The sequence below is a fragment of the Paraburkholderia phenoliruptrix genome, from assembly GCF_902859825.1.
Lineage (GTDB): Bacteria > Pseudomonadota > Gammaproteobacteria > Burkholderiales > Burkholderiaceae > Paraburkholderia > Paraburkholderia phenoliruptrix.
Genome location: NZ_CADIKB010000056.1, coordinates 14,634 through 27,353, shown reverse-complemented (window position 1 = coordinate 27,353; position 12,720 = coordinate 14,634). Strand labels below are relative to the sequence as shown.

At 58.8% G+C, this 12,720-nt stretch carries 18 protein-coding genes; 2 read left to right on the top strand and 16 right to left on the bottom strand.

Features of this window, described 5'->3' with window-relative positions:
* The 12 genes from HV711_RS30630 to HV711_RS30575 all read right to left on the bottom strand — a co-directional run.
* Positions 1-445, bottom strand: a 445-nt coding sequence (locus HV711_RS30630; RefSeq protein WP_175145536.1) for a hypothetical protein, incomplete at its 3' end; no start/stop codon positions are given.
* 137 nt (positions 446-582) lie between these two features.
* Positions 583-1,251 carry a hypothetical protein gene (locus tag HV711_RS30625; RefSeq protein WP_035478426.1) on the bottom strand — a complete coding sequence of 223 codons (669 nt, stop codon included), beginning with the start codon at positions 1,249-1,251 and terminating at the stop codon, positions 583-585.
* 154 nt (positions 1,252-1,405) lie between these two features.
* On the bottom strand, positions 1,406-2,179 hold the full coding sequence (locus HV711_RS30620) for a class I SAM-dependent methyltransferase (RefSeq protein ID WP_051223971.1): 774 nt from the start codon (positions 2,177-2,179) through the stop codon (positions 1,406-1,408).
* Between the two features lie 141 nt (positions 2,180-2,320).
* Complete coding sequence (locus HV711_RS30615; RefSeq protein ID WP_035478423.1) at positions 2,321-2,614, bottom strand: hypothetical protein; 294 nt, start codon at positions 2,612-2,614, stop codon at positions 2,321-2,323.
* Positions 2,615-2,622: 8 nt separating this feature from the next.
* A complete protein-coding gene (locus HV711_RS30610) occupies positions 2,623-3,045 on the bottom strand; it encodes a hypothetical protein (RefSeq protein WP_051223969.1) in 423 nt (140 codons plus the stop codon).
* Positions 3,046-3,270: 225 nt separating this feature from the next.
* A complete protein-coding gene (locus tag HV711_RS30605; protein WP_035478420.1) occupies positions 3,271-3,849 on the bottom strand; it encodes a hypothetical protein in 579 nt (192 codons plus the stop codon).
* 367 nt (positions 3,850-4,216) lie between these two features.
* On the bottom strand, positions 4,217-4,510 hold the full coding sequence (locus HV711_RS30600; protein ID WP_051223968.1) for a hypothetical protein: 294 nt from the start codon (positions 4,508-4,510) through the stop codon (positions 4,217-4,219).
* A 219-nt stretch (positions 4,511-4,729) separates the two neighbouring features.
* Positions 4,730-6,364, bottom strand: a complete 1,635-nt coding sequence (locus tag HV711_RS30595) for an ATP-binding protein (protein WP_035478418.1) — start codon at positions 6,362-6,364, stop codon at positions 4,730-4,732.
* Between the two features lie 165 nt (positions 6,365-6,529).
* Positions 6,530-7,081: a hypothetical protein gene (locus HV711_RS30590; RefSeq protein ID WP_035478416.1), complete on the bottom strand. Its 552-nt coding sequence runs from the start codon at positions 7,079-7,081 to the stop codon at positions 6,530-6,532.
* Between the two features lie 107 nt (positions 7,082-7,188).
* Positions 7,189-7,362 carry a hypothetical protein gene (locus HV711_RS30585; protein WP_175145533.1) on the bottom strand — a complete coding sequence of 58 codons (174 nt, stop codon included), beginning with the start codon at positions 7,360-7,362 and terminating at the stop codon, positions 7,189-7,191.
* Between the two features lie 27 nt (positions 7,363-7,389).
* The gene (locus HV711_RS30580; protein ID WP_035478414.1) at positions 7,390-7,653 is read right to left on the bottom strand and encodes a hypothetical protein; all 264 of its coding nucleotides are present in this window, start codon (positions 7,651-7,653) and stop codon (positions 7,390-7,392) included.
* 2 nt (positions 7,654-7,655) lie between these two features.
* Positions 7,656-8,093: a hypothetical protein gene (locus tag HV711_RS30575; RefSeq protein ID WP_035478412.1), complete on the bottom strand. Its 438-nt coding sequence runs from the start codon at positions 8,091-8,093 to the stop codon at positions 7,656-7,658.
* 538 nt (positions 8,094-8,631) lie between these two features.
* On the opposite strand from HV711_RS30575, the gene HV711_RS30570 reads away from it, so the two are divergent.
* Positions 8,632-8,781, top strand: coding sequence for a hypothetical protein (locus tag HV711_RS30570; RefSeq protein ID WP_175145531.1), 150 nt, complete (start codon positions 8,632-8,634; stop codon positions 8,779-8,781).
* Positions 8,782-9,278: 497 nt separating this feature from the next.
* On the opposite strand, the gene HV711_RS30565 is transcribed toward HV711_RS30570, so the two are convergent.
* From HV711_RS30565 to HV711_RS30550, 4 genes are all read right to left on the bottom strand, one after another.
* Positions 9,279-9,731 carry a hypothetical protein gene (locus tag HV711_RS30565; RefSeq protein ID WP_035478407.1) on the bottom strand — a complete coding sequence of 151 codons (453 nt, stop codon included), beginning with the start codon at positions 9,729-9,731 and terminating at the stop codon, positions 9,279-9,281.
* On the bottom strand, positions 9,715-10,545 hold the full coding sequence (locus HV711_RS30560) for a DUF2786 domain-containing protein (RefSeq protein ID WP_051223966.1): 831 nt from the start codon (positions 10,543-10,545) through the stop codon (positions 9,715-9,717). The genes HV711_RS30565 and HV711_RS30560 overlap by 17 nt, the downstream gene beginning before the upstream one ends.
* 92 nt (positions 10,546-10,637) lie before the next feature.
* Positions 10,638-11,369 carry a DsbC family protein gene (locus HV711_RS30555; RefSeq protein WP_082201404.1) on the bottom strand — a complete coding sequence of 244 codons (732 nt, stop codon included), beginning with the start codon at positions 11,367-11,369 and terminating at the stop codon, positions 10,638-10,640.
* Positions 11,366-11,734 carry a hypothetical protein gene (locus tag HV711_RS30550; protein WP_035478404.1) on the bottom strand — a complete coding sequence of 123 codons (369 nt, stop codon included), beginning with the start codon at positions 11,732-11,734 and terminating at the stop codon, positions 11,366-11,368. The genes HV711_RS30555 and HV711_RS30550 overlap by 4 nt, the downstream gene beginning before the upstream one ends.
* A 160-nt stretch (positions 11,735-11,894) precedes the next feature.
* Here HV711_RS30550 and HV711_RS30545 point away from each other — a divergent pair, with 160 nt between their 5' ends.
* Positions 11,895-12,554 carry a hypothetical protein gene (locus tag HV711_RS30545; RefSeq protein ID WP_175145529.1) on the top strand — a complete coding sequence of 220 codons (660 nt, stop codon included), beginning with the start codon at positions 11,895-11,897 and terminating at the stop codon, positions 12,552-12,554.
* Positions 12,555-12,720: the final 166 nt, after the last annotated feature.

Genomic DNA, 12,720 nt, shown 5'->3' with positions numbered 1-12,720 from the left:
CCGCCCTGAAGCGTTCGCCCTCGAAATCCAACATTGACCATGATCGCAAGGTCGCATAATCTATGCCGCACCCGCCGTCCCAACCTTCAACTGTCTGTGGGACATTGCCAAGCGAGCTGTCAACCTCGACAACGTCCGAAGTCCGATAGGCACCGTCCCGAGCGCAGGCGATACGGTCATCGCTCGCTTCTTCAGCGGTGTCCCACGCGTGCAGATAGAGCTCAGTCGAAGAACCGCCTTCCTGAATGAGAACGTGAATTCTGGTTGCGCCGGGAGCGGCTGCGGGAGACCCGGCGGGTCGACTGGCAAGACTGTCGATCGCGCGGAGGACGATGTTGGCCTGCTCCTGGGTATCGTCGGCGGGAACGATGTCTTTCTTGATGAGATCGAGTTCGATCAGACGGTTGATGACGTCGTCGGTAAAGTCGGTGCAGGAATAAGTCATGGTGAGGTTCCTCTGGAGGGTAGCGTCACAGGATAGGAGCCGGCGAACCGGTAGTTGACCAAGCACGACGACATGCGCGGGCAAAAAGAAACCAGCGCATCGGGCGATGCGCTGGGTTGTGGGGTTGGGCCTGGTGATCAGACCGGAACGGGATCGGCTGCAGACGTCGAGGACGGGGCGACCGTCGCGCGCATGTTGGTGAGAACTGTTCTCCAGTCTTCGACGTACGCCTCGACCCGGTGAATCGCTCCCTCACCCTTTTCGTGAAAGTCACGCTGGTCGATGACTCGACCGCTGGCGGTTCTCACGGTGAGTGTGCTCGCTGATTTGTCGATGTGGACAGGCTCGGCGATGTCTGTCTCATGGGACCACGATGCCTTGCGGGGCAGTTTCGCGGCGAGATCGACAATTTCAGGAATTTCCTCGTAAGCGAAAATCGAATGCAATGCGCGTTCGATGGCGTGGGCGATTTGCCAGCACGTAGTGCGATTGTCGAAGATTTTTGCCGTCGTCAGATTGAGCATGTCGCCATTCTTCAGGATGAACGACACCTCAATCATTGGACTTTCGTTACCGTCTCGGACGTAGCATGCGAAGTGATGAATGTCTTCGGGCTTCACCCCTGCGACTGGCAAAGGAGAGTCCTTTTTGAGGTCCTTCGGGCCGCCGTAATCGTTGCACGACCACCACTCGATTCCGGCTTCAGGGAACAGCGCACGGACGTAGGACTCGATCCATTTCTGGAGGAGGCCGGCCTTCTGGCCGCCAAAGGTGCCGTGGCGCACGGCGCGAAAAAATTGATTCATGGTGAGAGGTCCTTGTGGTCAGGTTTTGAGGGATGCCAGCGACGTTGGTTGTTGACTGGGCACGGGGATATGCGCAGGCAAAAAAAAGCCCGCAGCATCCGAAGATGAGCGGGCCGTGGGTTGCCGGTCTGCGACAGGATAGTTTGTGGCGACGTCAGGCCGCCACGGCTTCCCTGACATTGGTTTCGGCGACAGCCGTCTGAGGCGTCATGGTGAAATCGCAAGTGACGATTTCACATGTCGGGCTTACGCCGTGCCATTCATTTCGATACATGGTCGTATCGATGCCGCAGTTCGCCCCGAGCTCGATTGAGGTTTGCTCAATGAACTGACGGCAGTTGTCGCCTATTTCCTCGCGGTAGCACTGCACACCAGAGTAGCGGAACGGCGCGGAAGCCTGCGGCACGATGAATGTTCCCCAGTCAGCTAAGCGAGAGGCGAGGTCAATGACCTTGTACTCGAAAAGCGACCCGAGATACCGTCCCCGGTACGCATCTGCCTTGATACGACCGAAAGGTGGATTGGAAAATGCGGCGTCGAAGTGGCCAAACTGCTGCCACCAATCACTGAACACGTCGGCGTGAACCCAGGTCGCCTCAGGCATCACTTTGCGGCCAACACGAACATACTCTTCACAGCGTTCGACGCAGACGATTGTCTTTGCTTTCTCTTCGCATGCGTAGGCGAGTGATCCGATTCCGGCGCACAGGTCGACGATCGTGTTGCAGCCGCCGGGTACCTCGATGGAAAAATCGCGCGCAAGGCCTGTAGGAGTAAAAAACGCCCCTGTGAGCGAATTGAGTTGACCGGCACCTTCCTGATAATTGTGGAGAATGAAGAGGCGTTCATCCTGCGTCAGGCGGCGCTCGAGGCTGACCAGCTGCTCGATTTCCGTCATGGCTTTCGCCTGGGCTTTCGTGAGTTTCATGGTGTGTTTTCCTGTGGGGTGTTGGTCGCTGCCCGGTCGAGAGCGATCCGTCAGATAGGCCTTGCTCAGGAAATGCACATCCAAAAAAAAATCCCCGGGTCACGTGAGTGAGTTCCGGGGGGTGGGTTGGCGACCGGGTCGCTAGAGAAGGCGACTGTTAAGGGCGCCTTGCGGAGGATTTTCCTGATGCTCGATGCGCACGGTGCCGTACGAATACCAGCAGCCTCGAGGATCGAGCTCGCAGGCGAGTTTCCGGACGGCGTCAATCTTTCGGATGGCAGCGGCGTGGTCGTCCGGAAATGGCCCGAGCATTGGCCACCACTGACGGCCGCCTGATCTCACTGCGCTCACGTAGTAGAGGCCGGGCTTGGTGTCTGGCGTTTGCACGTCAGTGGTTCCGGATTGTCCTTGCGGAGTCTTGGTGATTTCGATCATATGATTGCCTATGCAGAGATGGATTGGACGAATCGCGGCGTCTCGAGGACGACGTTTCCGCGGTAGTGTTCGAGGCAACGTTCGAAAGCCTCGTCACGGGTCTCGTCATCATCGATTTGATGAAAACCGAGGTCCTGCACGAACTCCGGGCGCATGGAGTTGATGGCGCGCTGCTGGTAATAGCGTATTTCGTGGTCCTCGCCGGCGAGAAGCTGCTCATGAACATGGCCCTCCTCGTCGTCTTCTAGCGGTGTGGTGTACATCGGCCACAGTTCGAAGCTCGGAGTGAGTTCGCAGCAGTGAACGGCCAGCTCCGCATCGAACAGGTACGTGCGGTAGATCCTTCCGCCGGCGCTGGCGCTGGCGACAAGGTCATCACTGCAGTAGCGTGTCTCATCGAATACGACAGCTTTGAGATGCATGTTGGTCATGGAAATCTCCGATAGAAAACCCTCTCGGGCGGTAGTCAAGGCGACTGGAGATGTCCCTGCAAAAATATGTTGGGTTGATGCAACGCGGGCCGAGCATGAACGCGCAGGATCGCGAGCTGCCGAGGGAGTAGCGTCGGGTGCTGCAAAGCGCGAATTGAAAGAAAAACCCCTCGATCCGTCAGTGCGGATTGAGGGGTTGTGGGTTAGCCCGGAATGAGGGCGACTTCAAACAAGACCGAGTTCGGCACACTCCTGATACGCGTCGGACCACATTTCGCAGTCGACGCTTCGATACGTGTTTTCGATGTCGATTGCGTACTCGCGATCGGCCTTTTCAGCGGCTTCCTTTGCCTCAATCCAATCGTAGAACGCCGCCTGATAGTTGCCGATCATGTCCTCGAAGCGAGACTGCGCCGCCAGAATCCTGATCGCTCTCCACTCTGCGATTCCGTACAATCTCTGCAGATCCGGGAAGGCATGCAGAGTGCCGCCAGTAGCGATCACCCGAAGGACGTAGCGACCAGTCGTACCATCAAACCGACGCATGAGCTTTCGCGGTAAACATTGCTGAGCCAAGTCGATGCAGGCTGCCTCGACCTCGAACAGGATACGGCCGGATTCTCCATGTAACGGCTGGTTCGACGTGATCGCGTACTGCTGGGTAAGTTCGGGGTCGCACCACGCTGGGAGCGGCATTAGCCGCACTCGCAACACCTTTAGACAGACAATCAAAAACCCCAGGACACCAGATAGCAGCGTCGCCCAATTTCGAACGCCACTGAAACGAAAGAGACTGGAAAACATAACGATTCCTCCGGTTCGGCCCGCACGCCGGGCTCAATGACCATGACCCGCAGCCGGTATTTAAAGAGGTTGAACGTGGACGGTTACCCAGGTCCCGTTCAGCTTGATGTCAGTAAGCAGTGAGCCATTCAAACGATAGACGCGTGTTTCCATACTGCGATCTCCTTGTGAGAGCCCGGGCGACCGGGCGATAGACTGAGTACAAGGCGATGTCGCACCGAAAAATACCTGGCTCAGGTATGTCGCGAAGCTGTGGGCACGAGACTTGACGTCGGAAAGAAAAACCCCTCGATCGGCGAATGCCGGTCGAGGGGTGGTGAGTCGGGCCATGTGACTGGTGGCCGACTTGTAGACGTGAGTGCCGAATCTACGCGGCGTCGATTTTCTGCGGCGTGGGATCCTGTTTGGACGGGTCGAGTAGCGAGAGCGTGGAGCGTGCGATCGCGCGCAGCTCGTCCCGGTGCATTTCGATGGCATTGCCGTCGCGGTCAGTCATGTTGGCGATGCGTTCGAACGCTTCCTTTGCATCGGCGCCGAAATCGGCGAGACGCGCCATGTTGATGAGCTGCTCGCGTGCGTACTTGCGATCGCCGCGTTCGTATAAAGCGAGAAACGCGTTCAGCGTACCCGCCCACGTCATTTTGAGAGAGATGCTTTCCATGGTTTTTAGCCCTTGGTGAGGATTGCCCTTGAATCGGGGCGGATGAGAACGCGCTACCAGTGCGCGATGAACCGAGCGCGCGAGATGGCTCGCCAAAAAATAGGCGTCTGAGGGGAGGGGATTTCGAGCGTGAATCGGCCACCCTGTGGCGGCCCGGTAAGTTCGCACCCGAAAAAAAAGCCCGCACTCTCCGAGGAGAGCCGGGCGTTGGGTTGGGAATTACGCAGGGACAGTTTCCAGCTTTTCCATCACGTTCAGCCTGCCGTGCTCCGACACTTCAAGGAGATAGCGGGTACCCAATGCTGACGACGTATCCACGTAGATATCCGAAAGCAAATCGTTCAACAGATCTGTCGGCGTGCAATGACGGGCTTGCTTGATCCAGCGTCGATACTTGTCGAGACACTCGTCATGCCAGCTCTCATCAAATCGATCATCACAATAGAAGTCCTCGAACTGCCTGACGCCAGCGCCCGGTTGACCGACTGCGTTGGGGCTGTAGACGGTGACGTGCAGCACTTCGCCGTCGGCGCCAACGGCGATCTCTTCCTCGTCGATGACCACCTCTCCCCAGATACCATTGATCCGGATAGCATCGCAGATCTGCAGATCGAATTCCCACGAAAAGCTATCGGATCCCGCAATGCCGCCGGGGTTCACGACCTCGTGCAGAACATCGAAATCGTCGAGCTGTGGTGCATTCAGCAACCAGTGTCCCGCGGGGAGGCTCGATGAAACAACTGCTGCCCCGTTAGACTTCACATAGGCCAGTTTCAGTGCACATAACGGGTCGGAATCGAGATCGACATAGCAGCTCCCAATCACGACCTTGCGCTCACCTCGTTCGAATGCTTCCCGGAACAGCGGTTTCGCGTCCCGCGCTGACATGTAGACGCAGGGGGCATGCCTGTCCGAATAACACAGCAGCTCCTCGATCTCCGACAAAATGTCTGCGGGAACGACCGGGTGATCGCGTAGCACGTCCGGAGCATACTTGCATGCGACCTTCCAGTACGTGTTTGCGAAATCCAGCGCAGCCATTGCTTTCTGATGGTCGGCCAGTCTGCGATGGATAAGGTGGCCGATGTGCTGATTGATCTCGGCCAACTTTTCCTCCGCGTCGATCAGACAGTTTCGATCCGGCAGCTTGGCCATGAATTTCGCACTATCCAGGTGAACTACGACCTGCGGAGCTCGACAATGCGATGAGCCAGCGACCAGGATACCTTGTAGAAACACACGAACGTCGGACGAACCCAGAGATACGTGGGAAAGATCCTTGATCCACACAGCGCCGATCGGTGTCTGCTCGAACGTTGTGGAATCGAGAGCTTCCGGCCGCGCGAGGGCTACACCGTTGAAGATGATCGGAATGGGGTAGCCGCGGGCAATGGACTGCAGAGCCCCCTCCACTCGCATTTCGTCAAACGACAGTTTGCTGAGCGTCAGCCGTGTGCCAGTCGTAATTCCACCGGTCACAACTGGTGCGTCCAGCATGTCGAGGAGTGCCCGGGTGGTTGCTTCAAGCCGTTGACCACGCGATTCCACCGTCAGACGCTCACAGGCAAACAGCGCGCTGGTGAACCCCATGCCAAAAGGATTCTCGAGCGACTGCGTCTGGTGATCCCATCCGCTTTCGGCGATCGTGAACAGATTCTGGAAGTTCTCGATGCCGTGACCGTCGTCCACCACCGTCAGATCTTTACCTTCCAGCGAAAATTCGACTCTGGTCGCGCCGGCGCGCCGGCTGTTCTGAATGAGTTCCCCGAGGAACGTCGAGAAATTGGAAAACGCAAACTTCAGGTTCTTGACGAGGTTTGCTTCATTGACTTCTACGCGTACCGCTGACGTCATGTTGAATCTCCTGTAATGAACGCGCTGCTCCAGCGCAATAGACCGAGCCCAGGAAAAGCATCGCCAAAAAGAAGTGGTGAGGCAGACGAGCAGAAAAGAAAACCCCTCGACTGCGGCTGCAGAGCGAGGGGGGTGAGTTGGCGCGAGTCGTTGCTTCGCGCGAGCTTAGAATGCTGAAGAAGCTCGACGGTGGTACTGATTCATCGCTGGTGTCCAGTGACCGGTGGACTGGACGCCCCGGCGATCGGCGATTTCGATGATGCTCTCCGCGATCGGATCGTTTGTCCCGGGTATGGGTGGCGAGATACGATCAAGGGCGAATGCGACAGGGTTACCATTACAGGGCTCGTTGAGCAACGTGATGACCGCCGCTGATCGACCGAGAAACTGTTGTGACATGTTTCCCAGAGCGTATCCAGCGTGCTCGCGTAGGCGGACAGGTGTGTACATCACAATGGCGGCGTCGGTGCGTTCATTTGAGAGAAAGGAGTTCGCGCCGAGTCGCCGGGCAATTTCCGGTACCAGGTGCCAGAGAAAGCGGGCTTCGTAGGTGACGTCAGTGGGTTGAAGTTGAGGATTCGCCTGGCGGACTTGCCTCGAGAGGCGCAGTAGCTCTGCGGCGAGCCAGCGATCCGTCAACGCGTAAAGGCGGTCGATGGTGCGGCGGTGCTCATCGAGTGCAGCTCGTGTTTCGGGGGAAAGTGCCAGTCTGAACATGGGTTCTCCGGTAATTGAGGTGGTCGTAGCGCGGAGATATGGGCGAGCCAAAAAATATTGTGAAAAAACAGGCCTCGCACGTGTGAATGCGAAGGCCTGTCGGTGAGTTAGCGAAGTACGTATTCGCCGATTTGTGAATCCCATTCTGCGCCGACACTTGCGGGGCTGTCGCAGGGCAGAATGATGTTTTTACCCGTGTCGGTGTCGACCCCATGCGATACGACCTGTTGGGACTTTCCGGTTTTGGGATCTTCTTCAGTGGTAACGATGACGATGATCATGGTGCCTCTTCCAGAGAAATCGATTCGCTATTGAACGCCGAGCGCATGGCGCAGGACGGCTTGTTGCGCCAGTCTGCCGAGCTGATCGCCGTGCTTCTCACCCGCACGGTAGAACCGCATGACAACGTTGATTTGCGGCGCCGTGAAATCGGCGGGTACGTTGCCATAGTGACGTTCGTAGTCTTCACACCAGATTTCGATGTGGTCGCTGCCGACGTGCAGAACTGCATGACAGCTATCCGTTCCGTCGATGAGTTTGTCGCCAGCTTCGGCGTCGAAGTACATACCCATGACTATTCTCCGTTGTCGGTAAGATCCACCGTCACATACAAGACCCACGTCAATACAGACGTGCGGGTTGCGAGTTCCACGCGAGCCTCATCACCAATGCGAGGAAACTGTGCAAGTGACAGGTCGCTTTTCTGAAGAGCGGTGTTGAGGTCGGCGAGTTGCCGGGCGAACAGGATTTGGGCCGTCTTAACGTCGATCAGTAAGGCCTGTGGATCGAGCTGGTGGACATTCTTGAGTGCAGGAAGCATCTCGAGCACCCAGTTCAGGCATTCGAGTCGAGTGATGCTGTCGATGGCGGCAAGAACACGAGCTTCCGAGTTCGCTGACTGATGCGATGCGACGGCTTGTCGGGTCTCAGTGAGTTTGAGCTCAAAGAGCGTCAGGATGTTTTCGAGTTTTTGAGCGAAAGAGAGGTCTGTGTCTGTGTGGAGCGTGATCATTTCATGTCCTCGTAGAAGGGTAGTGGCCGACGTGGGCCGGTGGCTAAGCGACTGATATGTGGGACAGGAAAATATGTGCCGATCCGTGTACGGTGTGAAAGCTATGCGGAGGTAAGCCGTGGACCTTCGCGGTAAACGGCAACCCCAGAAACCCCCATCCAGCGCCTTCGGCTCGGATGGGATGGAAGGCGGTGCTAACGCACCGCCCGGGAAGCCGCTGCGCGGCGTGGTGGGCGGTCGAGCCCGCCCTTGACGCTGCGCCGTTCCGGCTTGCAGCCGGGTGGCCGGCCGCGAGGTTTCGCGTCCGGCCACCCGGCTGTTTCACGTCAAGGTCGGACTCTCTCGCCGTAGGAGTGCGCGTCGCGCATAGGAAGGCGCTCCGCGCCTTGGGGAACGCGCTTCGCGCGGGGTTAACGACCAGGTCCATCCTGAGGGGCATCCTGAACACGGGGGGCCAAGGTGGCGTGAACAGAGAATCGTGTCGGGCCGGCATGGGCACGCACAAGCTGTCGGACGTTGACCTGCACATGCGTATTGCGTGGCAAACGACGATGTGGCATGGCCACCATTGGTCGCGAAGCCCATTGAGGTGGCCGAGATCGACCCGCTGCGCCGTCCAGCAGTCGAGGTCGGAATGCACGGCAGAAGTCGGATCGACGACAGCATCGTCGGTAAGCTTGCCGAGTAGGTCGACTGGCAGGAGGGTTTCCCTCATCACGGTTTCTCCTGATACATTCGGTGCAGACTCCGCGCGTTGCGCGGCCGAACTGCTGGAAGGTGCGGGATGCGCATTCGCGCGCCCTGAAGGTGGATGTGCCTCGCCAGGATCCCCTGCCGAGGGTCGCCCTTCGACGAGGATGGGCCTGAATTCAGGGCACCTGCTCCAATCTGCCGACAGAGTTACCGGGAACCAACGTGCCCCTTTGCCCTGCGGATCTCCCTGATGGGTCCCAGCGGAGAACACGTTGTGCGTCCACTTCGACGCACACCATGTGGTGTTCCGTGACGCTGGCCTGAGCCGCCAGCGCGAGCGCGTCATCCATGTCCTCTGCGCGCTGCAGAGTGCTTCCACCACCGTTGCTCGTGACGCACACCTGAATCGCGGCGGGAGTTTCGGTCGTGCCGTTCGAACGTCCACCGGGCCGTACGATGATGGCGCTTTTGTAGTTACTCATTGGCGTCGCCCTATGGATAGTCGATGTCCTCGCGTGACGGCGCACTTGCGTCGCTCCCGGCTTCCCCATATAGCGCTTCGCGTGCTTCCCGCACGGCTTCGTAGACGTCGCGGGCAGCCTCGACGAGTTCGTCCTCAACCGCACACACCCTGAGCGCGTCGGCAACCAGAGGGGTCATCGTGCGAGCAGTGCGAAACAGCTCATCCAGCAGATCGGCTGCAAACTGTTCGTAGATCATGCTGTTTCGAGTCCGGGCCCGCACGCCGGCTTCGACCGCGGCAATCGTTTCATCCGTCGTGCAATCGATGCGCACGCGTGCCGCTGCGTCGCGCAGCGCGGCAAGGCGTCGCTCCCGCACATCCCCATCGGCACGCTCGAAAGCAATTTGTGCAGCAACGAAGTCCGCGAGAGACCTGACATAAACGGAGACATCCGTCCTTGTTAGCTCAATGAACTGTTGCATGCCCGGTCTCCTGACTCATCGATTGCTGCTCCCCGGATAACTGCTGTTCAACTGCACATGTGCGCGGACTGGAGGCCTGATCACGCTGGCGAAGGTGAGCCTTTTCAGGATGCCCGTTCGTCAGATCCGCCTCGTATGAGGACGGACCTTCGGCTGGCGCAAACGGGAGAAGCCAGTTGCCGGGGACCGCATCACTGATGCGCGGCGCTCGCTGCACGGTCACCGCCTCAGCCCGTCCTCGCGGCGTCATGCTGCTCGTGTCCGCGTAGTGCGCGCGCATGTATTCCTCAAGCCGTATCACGCAAAGCTCGCTCACGCCGGCCGGTTGAACGAGTAGACAAGCGGCGGCGACCCAGCCCTCGCAGAATAGGTCAGCGCGCGCTGTCCGGTTACGCGGCAAACATCGCCGCAGTGTTGCGGCAACATACTGCGCGCGCGCCGCGCGTAGTTGGCGGGCGAACACCGTGAATGCGTAGGAGGCAACCTGCTCGGCCGGTGCCACACCAATGAAGGCATAGCCTCCGAAAATTTTTGTGCCTGAAGCATTTAACCGCCTGGTGAAGACGATTTCGCAGCCGAATGCCCCAGCTACCATGCTTGCCAGCCGGACCTCGAAACGGGCCGGGCGCGCACTTGTCGAGCTTTTCACCCACGCTTCATCGACACCAGCACCCGGAAGTTCGCACTCGCCGATCTCAAACCCGGCCATGAGCTTCTGCGCCTCCCGCAAAGCGACCGCAGCCTCATGCGGCTCGGCCGAGCGCGCCAGATTCAGGCACTTGCGGATCTCTGCAACTGCAGTCTTCCTGTCCATCGCCGTGCCCAGCCTGGTTCCGCGCTCGGTGGCGCAACGTGTGAATGAGGATCGCAACCAGCCCGGCATGCCAGCGCTGAGCGCTCTGTGTCTCAGTTTGCTTTCGAAAGCCGCTGCTCGAGCTCGGCATCTGACAGGTCGCCTTTCGCCATGCTGCCGTCGACGAAGAAGATCTCCGGGGTCACCTGCACAGGATGGTCCTGCATCCAGGCCTCGATGCGGCCAAGCCTCTCGTCCCCTTCCGCGCACTGCGTCGGCGTCAGAGGATTGCCCTTCGCCCTGGCTTCGAGCGCAGCAACCGGGTCGGATGCACAAAGGATGGTCTTCGCGTCCTCGCGCGAGCGGGGGCCCAGCAAGCCGGTCACGAGGATCTCCTCGAACAGGTCTTTCCTCCCGGCCAGCCGGGCTTGCAGCTCCCGGCAATACGGACAGTTCGGATCGACCACGACCAGGATGTGCCTCTTTGCATGCACGTCCCCGACCTTCAGCGTCAGGTTGTGAGGAAGATCCTTGGCGAAGTCCACGCGCTGCAGCGTGGTGATGCGCTCCTGCGTCAACCTCTCGCGCGTGGATGCATCAATGATTTCGCCTGCGACAAGATATTTTCCGTCGGCGCTCACGTACATGAGGTCGTGTCCACCGGTCACCACCTCGTAGAGGCCTTTCACAGGTGCGGGTTGCACCGACTGCGCGGCGATGCCGTTCGCGGCAAGCGCCGCGCGCACGGCAGCGAAAGGATCTTCCTTCGCCTGAGCCATCACAAATGAAAGAGAAAGGGACGCCGCGCCCCACAACAGGAGGCACATCCTGCGCGCTTGCTTCATTGCTGGAATTTTCCGCAGATCAGATGAGAGTACTGGCAGTAGCGTGCCGCTTCTGGCGAGATACCGAGTGATTTCGGTAGAGGCGGCAGCCCCTTAGCCACGATGTGACAAATCTGGGGTGGTTGTGTCACACGGTAACCGCGCGCATCGCCCTTCTGATCGTCGCGCAGCTCTTCAAGGCGTCCGTGCTGTTTGAGCAATCGCAGGCCACACCATACCTGCTTCGTCTGGTACCCCGCCGCGACGACATCGGGATGCCCGCACACCTGGTCGAGCGTCACCCAGCGGGCATCCGAAGGCAACTCGGCACACAGTCGTTCAACTACCTGGTACAGGTACTCCGAAATAACTGGTTTACGGGCCACGATAAACACTCATTTTTTAAGTACACGTCGCCGAATTATGTATCCGTTTTTTGTTTTGTCAATCTTGACATGATGTTTTCTATCATTCGCCGATTTTATTTTTTATCACCAGCTCGACCTTCGGTTCTTTAACCAACCGGCTATCGGATAGCATCGCCGCATGACTACGCCACCCGATACCCCTGACCGGCATCCCTTTGCGGCAAGCACAGATGCCGGCCCTGTCCGTCAACATGATCACGATCGGCAAGCACGCATTGACCGCGCTCTGTCGGTCGACGCGGAAAAGCCCGACCGCCCAGACAACTGGCGAGCGCGTTTTCAGCAAAGTGTCGACCGGCTCGCTGAATCGCTTGTCCAGATCGACGAGCAGATTTCCGAAACGAACCAGATGCTCCATCGCACACAGGGCGTGCGCGCGGGCAAGATAAGTGTGCGGTTTCTCTGCCTCCAGCGCTTCGATCAGGACAAGCCCACTCGTGACCGTGTCCCTGCCGTTGTGCTCTGGCACGGAAGAAAGGGACAGCCGGCCACCCGATATCGGATCATTCCTCGCAGCGAGCGTTACGTACGGCTACGGCGCAAGGGCGCAAATGACGAAGCCACCAAACAGCTCCTGCGGATGCTTCAGGAACTGATGGCGCAGCGCGCCAAGGTTGAGGCCTGCTATGTTCGGCTCGCGGCCGCCGCCACCCAGATCTGCGGATCGACTCACAACATGCTGAGGCGCATGGAAAGCTCGCTTAACGAGCTCAACGCCAGTTTTATCGAACGCGACTACGCCCGCGCCGATGACAGGCAGCCTGGTGGTGACGCCTGACTCCCCGCTATCACCGCGACCCAACCGCGAGGCGCGACGCGTCTCGCAAGGTATCGACACACATCCGCATTTTTTAAGAATCCGGATATCCCTCCCCGCCCGAGTCCAGCAACCAGCGCCCGGGCGCGCGCCGAGCGAGGAGCCTCCTTCCCAGGAGCCTCCTGCT

What these genes read in the sequence shown, in the direction of transcription:
- HV711_RS30625 (WP_035478426.1), bottom strand. Translation starts at nt 1,251, where the DNA reads ATGAATCAATTTTTTCGCGCCGTGCGCCACGGCACCTTTGGCGGCCAG.
- HV711_RS30620 (WP_051223971.1), bottom strand. Translation starts at nt 2,179, where the DNA reads ATGAAACTCACGAAAGCCCAGGCGAAAGCCATGACGGAAATCGAGCAG.
- HV711_RS30615 (WP_035478423.1), bottom strand. Translation starts at nt 2,614, where the DNA reads ATGATCGAAATCACCAAGACTCCGCAAGGACAATCCGGAACCACTGAC.
- HV711_RS30610 (WP_051223969.1), bottom strand. Translation starts at nt 3,045, where the DNA reads ATGACCAACATGCATCTCAAAGCTGTCGTATTCGATGAGACACGCTAC.
- HV711_RS30605 (WP_035478420.1), bottom strand. Translation starts at nt 3,849, where the DNA reads ATGTTTTCCAGTCTCTTTCGTTTCAGTGGCGTTCGAAATTGGGCGACG.
- HV711_RS30600 (WP_051223968.1), bottom strand. Translation starts at nt 4,510, where the DNA reads ATGGAAAGCATCTCTCTCAAAATGACGTGGGCGGGTACGCTGAACGCG.
- HV711_RS30595 (WP_035478418.1), bottom strand. Translation starts at nt 6,364, where the DNA reads ATGACGTCAGCGGTACGCGTAGAAGTCAATGAAGCAAACCTCGTCAAG.
- HV711_RS30590 (WP_035478416.1), bottom strand. Translation starts at nt 7,081, where the DNA reads ATGTTCAGACTGGCACTTTCCCCCGAAACACGAGCTGCACTCGATGAG.
- HV711_RS30585 (WP_175145533.1), bottom strand. Translation starts at nt 7,362, where the DNA reads ATGATCATCGTCATCGTTACCACTGAAGAAGATCCCAAAACCGGAAAG.
- HV711_RS30580 (WP_035478414.1), bottom strand. Translation starts at nt 7,653, where the DNA reads ATGGGTATGTACTTCGACGCCGAAGCTGGCGACAAACTCATCGACGGA.
- HV711_RS30575 (WP_035478412.1), bottom strand. Translation starts at nt 8,093, where the DNA reads ATGATCACGCTCCACACAGACACAGACCTCTCTTTCGCTCAAAAACTC.
- HV711_RS30565 (WP_035478407.1), bottom strand. Translation starts at nt 9,731, where the DNA reads ATGCAACAGTTCATTGAGCTAACAAGGACGGATGTCTCCGTTTATGTC.
- HV711_RS30560 (WP_051223966.1), bottom strand. Translation starts at nt 10,545, where the DNA reads ATGGACAGGAAGACTGCAGTTGCAGAGATCCGCAAGTGCCTGAATCTG.
- HV711_RS30555 (WP_082201404.1), bottom strand. Translation starts at nt 11,369, where the DNA reads ATGAAGCAAGCGCGCAGGATGTGCCTCCTGTTGTGGGGCGCGGCGTCC.
- HV711_RS30545 (WP_175145529.1), top strand. Translation starts at nt 11,895, where the DNA reads ATGACTACGCCACCCGATACCCCTGACCGGCATCCCTTTGCGGCAAGC.